At 62.4% G+C, this 13632-nt stretch carries 12 protein-coding genes; 5 read left to right on the top strand and 7 right to left on the bottom strand.

Annotation, left to right across the window (positions count from 1 at the left end; genetic code table 11):
* Positions 1-79: 79 nt before the first annotated feature.
* From GbCGDNIH8_RS11650 to GbCGDNIH8_RS11620, 7 genes are all read right to left on the bottom strand, one after another.
* Entirely contained in the window at positions 80-1411 is a 1332-nt protein-coding gene (locus GbCGDNIH8_RS11650) for a TldD/PmbA family protein (RefSeq protein ID WP_072573315.1), read from the bottom strand.
* Positions 1408-2688 carry a M16 family metallopeptidase gene (locus GbCGDNIH8_RS11645; protein ID WP_072573314.1) on the bottom strand — a complete coding sequence of 427 codons (1281 nt, stop codon included), beginning with the start codon at positions 2686-2688 and terminating at the stop codon, positions 1408-1410. Before GbCGDNIH8_RS11645 ends, GbCGDNIH8_RS11650 begins: the two co-directional genes overlap by 4 nt.
* On the bottom strand, positions 2688-4136 hold the full coding sequence (gene thrC / locus GbCGDNIH8_RS11640; protein WP_072573313.1) for a threonine synthase: 1449 nt from the start codon (positions 4134-4136) through the stop codon (positions 2688-2690). Before thrC ends, GbCGDNIH8_RS11645 begins: the two co-directional genes overlap by 1 nt.
* Before the next feature lie 92 nt (positions 4137-4228).
* The gene (locus tag GbCGDNIH8_RS11635; protein ID WP_072573312.1) at positions 4229-5737 is read right to left on the bottom strand and encodes a carboxypeptidase M32; all 1509 of its coding nucleotides are present in this window, start codon (positions 5735-5737) and stop codon (positions 4229-4231) included.
* Positions 5734-6441, bottom strand: a complete 708-nt coding sequence (locus GbCGDNIH8_RS11630) for an SURF1 family protein (protein WP_157692644.1) — start codon at positions 6439-6441, stop codon at positions 5734-5736. The genes GbCGDNIH8_RS11635 and GbCGDNIH8_RS11630 overlap by 4 nt, the downstream gene beginning before the upstream one ends.
* 62 nt (positions 6442-6503) lie before the next feature.
* A complete protein-coding gene (locus GbCGDNIH8_RS11625; protein ID WP_072573310.1) occupies positions 6504-7349 on the bottom strand; it encodes a cytochrome c oxidase subunit 3 in 846 nt (281 codons plus the stop codon).
* 198 nt (positions 7350-7547) lie between these two features.
* Positions 7548-8417, bottom strand: coding sequence for a diacylglycerol/lipid kinase family protein (locus GbCGDNIH8_RS11620; protein WP_072573309.1), 870 nt, complete (start codon positions 8415-8417; stop codon positions 7548-7550).
* Between the two features lie 200 nt (positions 8418-8617).
* Here GbCGDNIH8_RS11620 and GbCGDNIH8_RS11615 point away from each other — a divergent pair, with 200 nt between their 5' ends.
* From GbCGDNIH8_RS11615 to lpxK, 5 genes are all read left to right on the top strand, one after another.
* Positions 8618-9430 (top strand): UDP-2,3-diacylglucosamine diphosphatase, encoded by an 813-nt coding sequence (locus GbCGDNIH8_RS11615; protein ID WP_072564000.1) that lies wholly within the window; start codon positions 8618-8620, stop codon positions 9428-9430.
* A gap of 79 nt (positions 9431-9509) precedes the next feature.
* Complete coding sequence (locus tag GbCGDNIH8_RS11610; protein ID WP_081369001.1) at positions 9510-10580, top strand: glycosyltransferase family 4 protein; 1071 nt, start codon at positions 9510-9512, stop codon at positions 10578-10580.
* Positions 10581-10625: 45 nt separating this feature from the next.
* Positions 10626-11339: a lysophospholipid acyltransferase family protein gene (locus tag GbCGDNIH8_RS11605; protein ID WP_072573307.1), complete on the top strand. Its 714-nt coding sequence runs from the start codon at positions 10626-10628 to the stop codon at positions 11337-11339.
* Complete coding sequence (locus tag GbCGDNIH8_RS11600; protein WP_072573854.1) at positions 11339-12607, top strand: 3-deoxy-D-manno-octulosonic acid transferase; 1269 nt, start codon at positions 11339-11341, stop codon at positions 12605-12607. The genes GbCGDNIH8_RS11605 and GbCGDNIH8_RS11600 overlap by 1 nt, the downstream gene beginning before the upstream one ends.
* Positions 12607-13629 (top strand): tetraacyldisaccharide 4'-kinase, encoded by a 1023-nt coding sequence (gene lpxK / locus GbCGDNIH8_RS11595; RefSeq protein WP_408874711.1) that lies wholly within the window; start codon positions 12607-12609, stop codon positions 13627-13629. The genes GbCGDNIH8_RS11600 and lpxK overlap by 1 nt, the downstream gene beginning before the upstream one ends.
* The last annotated feature ends 3 nt before the right edge of the window (positions 13630-13632 follow it).

The raw sequence follows: 13632 nt of genomic DNA, 5'->3' as shown, positions 1-13632 counted from the left end.
GGGCATTTTCCCGAAACTGTAGCGGAGGCACGAAAATCGCTACGGATTCAGGATGAAGGCCGCGTGCACGGGCTTTTTTTCAGGCTCCGGCGACCATCATGCCGTCGATACGGACCGTCGGCGCATCGACCGAGCCACGGAAGCGCAGATCATCCGCCGGCGTCAGCTCCGCAAACATGGAGAGCAGATGTCCGGCAATAGTAATCTCCGCCACCGGTTCGGCGAGTGCGCCGTTGCGGATCATGAAACCGGCACAGCCACGGCTGTAATCACCGGTGGTCAGGTTGACGCCCGGCCCCATGGTTTCAGTGATGTACAGCCCCTCGCTGATATCGGCCATCAGCGCCATCGGGCTGAGCATGCCGGCTTCCAGATAGAAATTGCTGACCGCAGGGGAGGGGCCGCCACCAGTACCACGCGCGGCATGGCCGGTAGTATGCAGCCCAAGCTGGCGGGCGCTGCGCAGATCGAGAATCCAGCTTGTCAGCACACCATCCTCAATCACTGACAGCGGCTGCACGGGCTGGCCTTCTCCATCGAAAGGCCGGGACCGCAGCCCGCGTCGGCGGGATGGGTCGTCACGAATGACGATGCCGGGACGGAACAGGCGCTGCCCCAGACGATCCTGCAAAAAGCTGCCGCCACGGGCCACTGAGGCGCCATTGATGGCGCCGGCGAGATGACCGATCAGCCCGTTTGAAACCCGTGGATCGAAAATCACCGGCATCCGCGCTGTCTTGACGCGGCCCGGATTCAGACGGGCGACGGCTTTTTCTCCGGCGGTCCGGCCGATCAGTTCCGGCTGCTCCAGATCGCTGAAATGCACGGCTGTGCTGTAATCGTAATCCCTCTCCATTCCGGTTCCGGTGCCAGCCAGAGCGGTGGCGGAGAAGGAAAAGCTGGTGCGGGCATAAGCACCACGAAAACCGGCGGAGGTGCCCAGGGCAATGTCCGTCTTGCCATAGCCAGCCTCGCAGCCTTCGGAATTTGTGACACCGTTGACGGCCAGCGCGGCTTCCTCGGCCCGACCCGCCAGTGCGCCGAGCGTATCGGCATCCGGTTCGGACGGATCATAGAGATCGAGCAGGCTGGCATCCGCCGGAGAAAACGCCTCGCCCAGACCAAGATAGGGATCTTCCGGCACAACCCTTGCCATGGCAACGGCCTGTTCCGCCAGCCGTGCAAATCCGGATGGGTCGAGTGCGCTGGAGGATACGACCGCCGCACGTTGCCCCACCATGACGCGCAGCCCCAGATCCCGGCCTTCCGAGCGTTCCACATGCTCGGTTTTCCCGAGACGCCGCTGGACGGAAAGCGAGGTGCCCGCTGCGATCAGCGCATCCGCGGCGTCTGCACCCGCGCGTTTCGCATGGGTCAGAAGCTGATCGATCAAATCCAGATAAGTAATCATGCTGCCAGCGATCCAGTGATACGGGTCAGGTCAGGAACATGGCCCGCTGGTCCAAGCGTGGCCAGAGTAGGACTGGCGCGGAACAGGGAGGCTGCGACACGCCGGACATCGTCCAGCGTCACGGCGTCGATTTTCGCCACGGTTTCGGAGGTTGGCACCAGCCGTCCGAAAATCTGGTACTGGCGGGCAATCTGTTCACAGCGGCTGCCGGTGCTTTCCAGTGACATCAGCACGGATGCCTTCACCTGCGCACGGGCACGCTGAAGCTCCTGCTCGGTCACATCGTTCTGCACGCGCAGCAGCTCGGCGAGCGTGACTGGCATCAGCTCTTTCGCTTCCTGCTCGCCCGTGCCGGCATAGATGCCGAACAGGCCGCCATCGAGGAAAGGCAGGCTGAACGTATAGACGGAATAAACCAGCCCCCGTTTTTCACGGATTTCCTGAAACAGGCGCGATGACATGCCGCCACCCAGCAGGGTGGAGAGAAGCATGGTCGGGAAATAATCAGGATCGGCATAGCTCACGCTGGGGAAGCCCAGCACGATATGGACCTGATCCAGATCACGGTTTTCCCGGAATTCTCCCCCTTTGTAATCAGCAGGGGAGGCGTCCAGCGCCGTTGAGGCGGGCAGATCGGCGAAATGCTGCTGTACCAGATCGACGATGCGATCATGCTCCAGCGCGCCGGCTGCCGCGACCACCATGTTGGAGGCCGCATAGTGGCGCCGCATATAGCCGGCCACCACGTCCCGTTCCAGGCCGCGGATAATCGTTTCGGTTCCCAGTGTCGGACGGCCCATCGGCTGACCGGGGAAAGCTGTTTCCTGAAAATGGTCGAAGATGATGTCGTCCGGCGTATCGTTGGCCTGACCGATTTCCTGAAGAATCACGCCCCGCTCACGCTCGAACTCCGCCGTGTCGAAGGTGGAGTGGGTCAGGATGTCGCCGATGATATCGGCGGCGAGATCGGTGTTCTCCTTCAGAACCTTGACGTAATAGGCAGTCTGTTCCCGGGCGGTGTAGGCGTTGATATGGCCACCCACCGCCTCGATTTCCTCGGCGATCTGCGCGGCGCTGCGGCGCTCCGTGCCCTTGAACGCCATGTGTTCGAGGAAATGGGAAACGCCGTTTTCCGCGGCGGTTTCATGGCGTGTGCCGACGCCGACATAGGCCCCGAACGAGACCGTTTCCACCCGCTCCATGCGCTCGGTCACAACGGTCAGACCGGATGGCAGGCGGGTGAGGCGCACTGCGCCCCCATCGAGGGTTTCGGACATCAGGCAGGCACTCCGGTTACGGGGGAGGATGCCGGGCTTGTATTGCGGTGGGCGATGTTGCGCACCAGAGCCTCGATATCCGCCAGATTATTGTCGGCGACGGTGAACCGCTCCTCGCGGTCGTACAGATCGTTCAGATGAGGGGGCAGGGCAGGGCGCTCACCGGTGGCGCGTTCCATCGCATCGGGGAATTTGGCCGGATGGGCCGTCGCCATGGCGATGACGGGGCGATCTGCCGACAGGCTGCCTGCCTTACGCAGGCTCCGTGCCGCTGCAATGCCGATGACGCTATGGGGATCGGCCAGATAGCCGGTTTCCTGCCGCAAGGCGCGAATCGCGGCTTCAGTGTCGGTGTCGTCCATGCGGAAGCCCTGAAACAGGGATCTCGCTTTCTGCCATGTGGCCTCGGCCACCGGCATGTGGCCTGTCTCCCGGAAAGCGCGAATCGTGGCGGCGGTGGCAGCAGGATCACGATCCAGCAATTCGAACAGCACGCGCTCGAAATTGGAGCTGACCTGAATATCCATGCTCGGCGACAGGCTGGGCTCGACCGGGCGTGCCGACATGTCGTTCGCGCTCAGGAAGCGGTAGAGAATGTCGTTCCGGTTGGAGGCAACAACCAGCCTGCCCACAGGCAGCCCCATGCGATGGGCGGCGTAAGCGGCCAGCACATTGCCGAAATTTCCGGTGGGCACGCTGAATGCCACCTCCCGGTCCGGCGCACCAAGTTGAAGGGCGGCGTAGACGTAATAGGGAATCTGCGCCGCGATCCGCGCCCAGTTGATGGAGTTGACGGCAGACAGGCTCATTTCCTGCCGGAAAGGAGCATCGGCGAACATCGCCTTGACCAGATCCTGGCAGTCATCAAACGTGCCGCGTACGGCGACATTGCCGATATTCGGGGCGATGGCGGTGGTCATCTGCCGCCGCTGCACGACGCTGGTGCGGCCTTCGGGGTGGAGAATGACAATATCCACCCGGTCCCGTCCCCGCACGGCCTCAATAGCGGCGGAGCCGGTATCGCCGGAGGTCGCGCCGACAATGGTGATGCGGCGGTCGCTCTGGCTCAGTACGTAATCGAACAGCCGTCCCAGCAGCTGCATGGCCATATCTTTGAACGCAAGGGTCGGGCCGTGAAACAGCTCCTGCGTATAGACGTCGTGATCAAGCTGTACCAGCGGCACGATGGCCGGATGGGTAAAGCCCGCATAGGCATCGCGGCACAGTGTCAGCAGGGTTTCGGGCGGGATACAGTTGCCGACGAAAGGCTGAATGATCCGTGCCGCCAGATCCGGATAGGGCAGGCCGCGCATCGCGCGCCACTCATCGCGGGAAAGCTGCGGCCAGGATTCCGGCATATACAACCCGCCATCCTCGGCGAGACCGGCGAGCAGAACGCCTGAAAAATCACGGATCGGGGCCTCGCCCCGTGTGGAGATATAACGCATGGATTCAATCTATGGCGGTGCGAGGGCTGGTAAAAGGGAGGTTTCGGGCTTTGCCGCCCTGCCTGAAGCGCGGGGCACGTCCTGACAGGCGTTCAATCAAGGTAACGTTGACGCAGATGGGTAAGAAAGGCCGCCGGATCAAGCGGTTTGCCGGTTGCGGCGCGCAACAGATCATTGAAACCCAGCAGATTGCCGCGTTCATGCACTTCGGTCCGCAGCCACGTGATCAGCGGTGACAGATCGCCGCGCCCCAACGCTTCATCCAGTCCTGGCGTGGTATCGCGGGCTGTTTCCATCAGTTGCGCCGCAGCCATGGCCCCGAGCGTGTAGCTGGGGAAATAGCCGAACGCGCCATCATACCAGTGAATGTCCTGCAAACAGCCATGCCGGTCATCCGGCGGCACGATGCCGAGGAGCGCTTTCAGCCCCTCATTCCAGGCGGCAGGGAGATCAGACACAGCTAGACTGCCATCAATCAGCGCCTGTTCCAGACGGAATCGCAGGATGACATGCGCCGGATAGGTCATTTCATCGGCATCGACCCGGATGAAGCCCCGCTCCACGCGCCGCCAGAGCGCCGCGAGATTGCCGGGGCTGTAAAGTTCCGCATCCCCACCAAACCGCTCTTTCAATACCGGGCCGAGCCAGGAGAGATAAGGGTCGGAACGGCAGGCCTGCATCTCAACGATCAGGGACTGGCTTTCATGGGCGGCCATGCCGGCTGCTTCCCCGATCGGTTGCCTGTTCCATGCATCCGGCAGACCTGCTTCGTACAGCGCATGCCCCGTTTCGTGCATTACCCCCATCATGGCTGACGACACATTGGCGGTATCATAACGGGTGGTGATCCGCAGATCGGTATGCGTCCCGCCGGAGAAAGGATGGGTGGAGCGATCCAGCCTTGCTCTGGTGAAATCCAGCCCTGCCCGTTCCGCCAGAAAACGACAGAGGCTTTCCTGATCCGCTTCCGGAAATGGTCCGCCGAGTGGGATGGGGGCAGGGCGGCTGTTCTGAAGCTCCTCCGCACGGGGCAGCGCCTCGGCGATGAAGGTTTCGTAGGCAGTGAAAACCGGGGCTACGTCAGCGGCGCCGATTCCCTGCTGAAACCCGTCCATCAGCGCATCATACGGGGACAGGCCCAGCACGGGCGCCAGCGCGTTCGCAGAGTGACGGGTGAGGTTGATCACCTCCTCCAATGCTGGACGCACGCGGGCGAAATCGTTCTGCGCCCGTGCCTCCCGCCAGATTTTCTCGCAGGAGGAGCAGGTGCTGCTGAGGGCCATGACCAGATCGCCCGGCAAGGCTGTGGCGCGGATATGGGCATGCTGCATCAGTTGCAGGTTGCGTCGGTCCCACAGATCGGCAGGCGGTGTCTGCGCGGCGGATGCCAGCGCATCCCCTGTGGCAGGATCGACCAGTAATTCATGCGCCATTCCGGCGAGCAGGGCCAATTGATCACCCCGTGCCGCAGCACCACCCGGCGGCATCATGACGGATGCATCCCAGCCCAGCATGCTGGACGCTTCCTGAAGTGTGGCGATGCGGTTGAAACGGTCCTTCAACCACGCATAAGGGGCAGAGGCTGCGGCAGAATTGGTCATGAGCGGAGCGCCTTTTTCAGCCAGTTCGCATAGAGCAGGGCTAGCGTGATCGCCAGACCGAACCAGGTCAGCGCATACCCCAGATGATTGTTCTGCGGGCGAGGCAACCCCTCCGCCGGGATTGGATGTCCGTTGTCCTGCGAAAGGGGGGACAGCGCGACCAGCGTATAGGGTTCAATATCACCGGCATGGCTCAGGGCGGCGATGGTGGCGGAATCATGCAGATAGACATGGTGATGAGCCAAATCGGCCGGGGGCGTAAACCAACCCTTTTTCTGATCCGGCAGGATGTAACCCGTGATGGTGACAGGCCCGGCAGGCACGGGCGTATTCCGTCCGGGGGGATCGGCCACCCAGCCGAGCTGCACCATCACCGCTTTATGGCCGGGACGTGACAGGGGCATCAGAAGCTGTGCCCCCATTGGCTCCCCTAGTTGGGTCACGTGGGCTTCTGCGCCGAACAATACGCTTTCCGAGGGGACGAGTGTGCCCGTCACGACGACTTTCTGGAACGGCAAGGGTGTGTCAGGCAGTGGCGTCGGCGGTGCGGCCTCGGCCGCGTCAAGCTGGGCCAGAATACCGGTTTTCCAGTGCAGACGCTGGACCTGCCAGCAGCCGAGGAAGATCAGCACCGCCATCAGCAGGACGGTGATTGCGGTGGGAATCAGAAAACGGCGATAGGTGGACATAGGTCTGATATTCACGAAAAAAGGCGCCCCCGCCAGAGGGGCGCCTTCATATCGGCGTTTCGGTCTCCAGAGGGGGATCAGCCCCGATAACCCAGCCAGTAGATCGCGACGAACAGGAACAGCCACACCACGTCCACAAAATGCCAGTACCAGGCGGCTGCCTCGAACCCGAAATGACGCTCCGCGGTGAAGCCGCCACGCAGGGCGCGGATCAGGCACACGGTCAGGAAGATGGTGCCGACGATGACATGGAAGCCGTGGAACCCGGTCGCCATGTAGAACACGGACTGATAGACGCCATCGGTGAACTTGAAGGGCGCTTCCGAATATTCCCGTGCCTGACAGATCGTGAAGGACATACCCAGCACGATGGTCAGAAGCAGCCCTACAATCAGGGTGCGGCGGTTGCCATGGGCAATCCCGTGATGCGCCCAGGTGAGGGTCAGGGCGGATGTCAGCAGGATCAGGGTATTGACCAGCGGCAGATGCAGCGGATTGAAGGTATGCACCCCGGCCGGCGGCCAGACAGCGGCGGCTGCGCTGGTCAGGTTGCCCATATTGGTCGGGAAAATCGAGAAATTGAAATATGCCCAGAAAAACGCGGCGAAGAACATCACTTCCGACGCGATGAACATCAGCATCGCATAACGCAGGCTGAGGCGCGTCAGCGGGCTGTGCAGACCGGGGGTGTTGCTTTCTTTCAGAACCTGGCGCCACCAGCCGAACATGCACAGCAGAACGGCAGCGATGCCTGCGGGCAGAACCAGCTTGCTGTGGTGGTTGGCATATTCGGCGACCCCGAACAGCAGCAGGCCGCCTGAAAAGGCGGAAATAATGGGCCAGGGGCTTGGATCAACAAGGTGATAAGGCTGCCTGATGCCAGAACTCACCGGGATCGCGGCGCTGTGCGTGTCGGTGCTCATGTCGTTTCCATCAACATATCACAGGGAAGAACGCCAACCACCGCGTGCGGTCAGCCTGATTTCAATCCCGCATTATTGCCGCGCATCATCATTAAAAAATCCGTCATATCAAGGGCTGATATGATACTTTTATCGTATTCATGCTGGAATTTTCTGTCAGATGCCGTTCCGGTGTCATCAAAACCCGGTTTTCCGGCCTTACGGCACCACCACGCGCAGGGGGGATGGAGCATCGCCGATATGAAGCGGCGTATGCCCGACTGCGTCGCCATCAGCCTGTGCCGGCAGGATGGGGCCGCCCGGAAATGCGATCTCTCTGCCGCGCAGGAACGTCAGACCGGCGCAGGAGGGCAACTGTCCGAACAGCAGTTGCAGCCCGTATCTGATAATGTCGCGTGTTGAATCCTGTTGAAACATGGCGATGGAGAAGCCGGGGCTGTCGGATGCCGCATCAGGGGCCAGCAGGAACGGGCCACCGTAATAGCGGCCTTTGGCGACGATCACGGTGGCGGCCTCATGGTGCTGCCCATCGATGATCACCGGAAAGCGGGTGCTGCGGTAGCGGCCGATCTCCCGAATGCCTTGCACGGCATAGGCAGTGCGGCCGGTAAAACGTTTCAAGGGGAGGGGCAGGTGATGAACAACCTGGGCATCGAATCCAACCCCCAGCATCTGAACGAACAGGCGCTGACTCTGCCCGGCCTGCACCAGACCAGGCCAGAGTGGGCGTGTGCGGCGGAAGGCGAGGGTGGAGGCGATGGCCTTGGCCCTGACCGGTAATGTCAGTTCATGCGCCAGTACATTGGCGGAACCAAGCGGTAGAATGCCGAGTCGGGCGGGGCTTCCCATCATGCCCTGTGCTATTTCGGCGATGGTGCCGTCGCCTCCGGCGGCGACGATCATGTCGGTACCGCTGGCGGCAGCCTGTCGTGCCAGCTCTGTGGCGTGGCCGGGATGGCGCGTTTCCGCAAGCTCGACCTTGATCCCGTGCTCAATCAGCAGATCCAGCACGGCCCAAAGCCGGCCGGGTCGACGTTGCCCTGCCGCCGGATTGAAAATGACGATCAAGATCGGCTTGCCTGCGCTGTCGTATGCCAAAAGGGAGAATGTCAGATTATGATGCTCAAGTGTGACATTGGTATTTCGACAATATTTCAGATATATTATATTTGGAGTAATTTTATCATCACTTCCAAGTCACATAATATTCATGATTCTTGACTGATAAATCGGCCTATCCGGCATGCGGAAAGCAAGGAGGCCATCGGATGGACCTGCCGGTCAGCGTCGAACACTACCGAACCGTTTTCATATCCGACCTTCACCTTGGCACGCGTGGTTGCAGGGGGGAGTTTCTGGCGGATTTTCTGCGGCGGGTGAGGTGCGACCGGCTTTATCTGGTCGGCGACATCATTGATGGCTGGCGGCTGCGCAAAGCCTGGTACTGGGATCAGCAGCATGATGAGGTATTAAGGCTGATCCTGCGCCACGCCCGTTCCGGTACCGAAGTCATCTACATCCCCGGTAATCATGATGAGATGTTCCGCGCCTGGCTTCAGCCGGACGGGCTGGAAGTGGCGGGGATCAGATTGATGCGGGAAGCCGTGCATGAAACGGCGGATGGCCGCCAGTTTCTGGTGATGCATGGCGATGAGTTCGACAGCGTGGTCCGTTACGCGAAGTTCCTCGCTGTGCTGGGGGACTGGGCCTACACGCTGGCGCTGGAGATCAATCGCTGGTTCAACGCGGTGCGTCGCCGGATGGGCTATCCGTACTGGTCCCTGTCCGCCTGGCTGAAGCGTCAGGTAAAAGAAGCGGTGAAGGCGATCGACCGGTTCGAGAACGCTCTGGCCGGCGAAGCGCGTCGCCGTGGTCTGGACGGGGTTGTCTGCGGCCACATTCACCATGCGGAAATGCGTGAGGTGAATGGCGTTCTGTACATCAATGACGGTGATTGGGTGGAAAGCTGTACGGCGCTGGTCGAGCATGCGGACGGTCAACTGGAGCTGATCGACTGGGCGGCCAGAAACCAGTTATCATTCTTCGCGGGCCGCCGGTCGGAGGTACTGCAAACTGCCTGACGACAGTGCTTTCCGACCGGGCAGTTTCGGGCGGATCGCCCGTGATTCCGATCGCGTATGGCCTCCAACGGGGGCAGGTTTGCGCATCCTGATTATCTCTGATGCCTGGCAGCCGCAGGTGAACGGTGTCGTGCGTACCTTGACCATGCTGGAGCGCGAACTGCGAGAGCAGGGCCATGTGGCCGAAGTGATCGGCCCGGATCGGTTCCGCACCATTGCATGCCCGACCTATCCGGAGATCAGGTTGTCCCTGTTCCCTTCGGCCGGCCTCCGGCGGATGATCGCGGCGTTTGGTCCGGATGCGCTGCATATTGCGACCGAGGGACCGCTGGGACTGGCCGCTGCACGGTGGGCGCGGCGGAATGGCTTCCCTTTCACCACCGCCTTCCACACCCGGTTTCCAGATTATATCAAGGCCCGCACCGGTCTGCCGGCTGCGCCTTTCTACCGATGGCTCAGACGTTTTCACGCCGCCGGAGAAGGGATGATGGTGGCGACGGAAAGCCTGCGCCGGGAGCTTGCCGAACGCGGGTTCAATCGGCTGCTGCCATGGTCACGCGGGGTCGATCTCGACATTTTCCATCCCGGCGCTGATGCGGAGGATGTTTTCGCGAATCTGCCGCGCCCGGTTTTTCTGTATGTCGGGCGTGTGGCGGTCGAGAAAAATATTGAAGCTTTCCTGAGCGCTGATCTGCCGGGCAGCAAGGTTGTGGTCGGGGAAGGCCCGCATGCCGCCCTGCTGAAGCGGCAATGGCCCTCTGCGCATTATATGGGTGCACGTCATGGCGCGGCGCTGGCGGCGTGCTTTGCCGGGGCTGATGTCATGGTTTTCCCCTCTCTGACCGATACGTTCGGGTTGGTGACGCTGGAGGCGCTGGCCTCAGGCACGCCAGTCGCGGCTTTTCCCGTGACCGGCCCCGGTGATCTGCTGCGCAATGCCGGAGAGGTCGGTGTGCTGGCGGAGGATCTGACCCCGCAGGCACTGGGCCGGGCGGCCATGCAGGCGTTGAATGCCGATCGGGCGCAATGCCGCCGGTTCGCGGAGCAGTTCAGCTGGGCGCAATGTGCCCGCGTTTTCGTCAGCAATCTTCGCCCGGTCTGGGGGTTGCAGCAGAAAACCGGTCGCCCCCACGCTGTGGAGGAAAGATAGGTTGCGCCTTTCGCTTTGACTGTGTGCGTGCTACCGGCGCGAGCCATGCTCAAACGCCTTTCCCGTCATCCCGGAATACAGAGTGCCGGTGCCTGGTTGCTCCGGGCATGGCTGTATTTCGCTCTGACGACGACGCGCTGGCAGTGGGAGGGAGAGGAGCATGTGGCGGCTTTTCTGGGCGGAGACTCCCTGATCTGCGCTTTCTGGCATGAGCAACTGGCCCTGATGCCGAAGGTCTGGCTGAGGTTCCGCAAGGTTAATCCGGAGCCGTGCCATGTGATTATCAGCCAGCATCGGGATGGGCGTCTGGTCGCGACCTTGATGCGCCTGCTGGGGGCGAAAACGCTCAACGGGTCGTCCAGCCGGGGCGGCGTCACGGTGTTGCGGGATACGCTGCGCATTCTGGATCAGGGCGGACGGATCATCATCACGCCGGATGGCCCGCGCGGCCCGCGGCGGCAGGCGGCGCCCGGTGCCACGGCGATTGCGGCGATGAGTGGCCGCCCCCTGCTGCCGGTTGCCGCGCAGATCAGCCGTCGTCTGGTGCTGAAAAGCTGGGACCGGATGGTGGTGCCGATGCCGTTCGGGCGCGGTGCCGTGGTGGTTGCTGCGCCGATCCTGGTAGAGCGGGATGACATGCGCGATGCCACCACCCTGTTGGAGGAAACGTTGAACCGCGCCTCGGATCAGGCGAACCGGCTGTGCGGTCTGGCTCCGGATGTGATGACGGGGCCGCCGGCACGCGCGGCGAAGCGGTGATGCGCTCTTTGGCCGGATGGCTGTACGCAGGTGCGGCCAGTGTGGCGGTCCCGCTGCTGAACCGGCATCTGGCCAGACGGGCGCGGAAGGGCAAGGAACAGGTTGCCCGTCTGCCGGAACGTCGCGGGTTGGGGGCTGCCCGTCCAGAGGGACGTCTGCTCTGGCTGCATGCGGCAAGTATCGGGGAAAGCGTTTCAGTGCTGCCATTACTGGCTGCTTTGCATCGTCTTGATCCCGCACTCCATGTGTTGTTGACGACCGGAACGGTCACCTCTGCCACGCTGATGGAAACGAGGCTTGCTGACATGGGGCTGGCGGCAGCGGTCACGCATCGTTTCGTGCCGCTGGATGTGCCGCTCTGGGCGGCGCGTTTTCTGGACGGGTGGAAGCCCGATGCCGCGGTGTTCGTGGAAAGCGAACTCTGGCCCAATCTGCTGGCGGCGTGCCGGAGCCGGGGGATACCTCACGCCCTGCTGAATGGCCGTTTATCGGCGCGCAGTGCCCGAAGCTGGCGCCGCTCACCCGGTCTGGTACGGGAGATGCTGGCCGGAATGCAATTCATCATGGCCCGTTCGGAGGAGGATGCCGCCCGGTTTCAGGCGCTGGGCGGCATGAAGGTGCAAGCGGCAGGCGATCTGAAATTTGCGGCCCTTCCTTTGCCTGCCGATCCCGCTGCCTTGCGGCTTCTGCAGGAGCAGATTGGGGGCCGTGCGGTTTTTCTCGCCGCCAGCACGCATCCGGGAGAGGACCAAACCGTTCTGGCTGTGCATGCCCGTCTTGCCGGGGAGTCTGTTGTCCCTCTGCTGACCGTGATCGTGCCGCGCCATCCGGAGCGGGGTGCCATGATTGCCCCCGGTTCTCCACGCAGATCGCTGCAACAGATGCTTCCGCCTGCTGGCCAATCCGGGATTTATGTCGCGGATACGATCGGGGAGCTGGGGCTGTTTTATCGCGTGGCTGACTGCGCCTTTATCGGTGGCAGCCTTATCCCGCATGGCGGGCAAAATCCGTTGGAAGCCGCGCGGCTTGCCTGTCCCTGTGCGGCTGGGCCGCATATGGAGAATTTCGCCGATGCTGTGGAGGCTCTGGAGGCGGTGGGTGGGTTGATACGGGTTGATCATGAAGCCGGATTGACTGATTTCGTCCGGCATATGGTGACTGATCCTGATGAAGCTGCCGCGCGTGGGCAGCGGGCTTGCGCGGCGGTGCAGGGATGGGATGATCTGCCACGGCGTTTGGCTGTTATGGTGTCGGAGATGACGAAATGATACGCACCCCCGGATTCTGGCTCCGCAATGGCCCAACCGCCAGGTTGCTGGCCCCGGCTTCAGCCCTGACGGCGGCTTTCACGGCGCATCGCGTGGCGCGACCGGGCTGGCGGGCTCCGGTGCCGGTGGTGTGCTGCGGTAATGCCACGGTTGGCGGGGCAGGCAAGACCACGATTGCGCTGGATCTGATTGCAAGGCTGACAAAGCGCGGTTTCACACCGCATGCCCTGACACGCGGGTATCGGGGGCGTGTGAAGGGTGTAGTGCAGGTTCAGCCCGGCGATACTGTGTTTCAGGTCGGCGATGAGGCATTGTTGTTGGCGGCGGCTGCCCCTTGCTGGGTCGCTCCGGATCGCGCTGCTGCGGCACGGGAGGCGATTGCCGCCGGAGCCTCGGTGCTGGTGATGGATGACGGGTTGCAGAATCCCGGTCTTGCCCGCGATCTGTCCCTGCTGATTATCGATGGCGCTGTCGGGTTTGGTAACGGGCGCGTCCTGCCGGCCGGTCCGCTGCGGGAGCCGGTTGCGGCCGCTGCGGCACGCTGTCGGGCGGCGGTGATCGTGGGGGATGACGTGACCGGCGCAGCGCGTCAGTTGCCTGCCGGTTTGCAGATTCTGCGAGCGCGCCTGACGGCCACCGGGACGGAAGCTCTGACGGGTCGCCGGGTGCTGGCTTTTGCCGGAATCGGCCGTCCGGCCAAATTCGCCGACACTCTGACGCGGGCCGGGGTGGAGGTCGTCGAACTGCGTGGTTTCCCGGATCATCACGTCTTTACCGAGCGTGACCTGACTCTTCTCGCGCAGGATGCGGCTGCAATGGGGGTCATTCTGGTCACGACACCGAAAGATGCTGTCCGGTTGAGTTCTGACTGGCAGAAGCGGGTCACCGTATCGGGCGTCCGCATCGCCTGGGAGGACGAACAGGCGCTGGATCGTCTGCTGGATACACTGCCGACCCGGCATGACCGCACCTCTGCGGCTGCTCTTCGACAGCCGCACGACTCTGCCCCCATGCTGGCATGAGCT

This window comes from Granulibacter bethesdensis, assembly GCF_001889545.1.
Taxonomy (GTDB): domain Bacteria; phylum Pseudomonadota; class Alphaproteobacteria; order Acetobacterales; family Acetobacteraceae; genus Granulibacter; species Granulibacter bethesdensis_B.
This window is presented reverse-complemented; position numbering and strand designations above follow the sequence as displayed.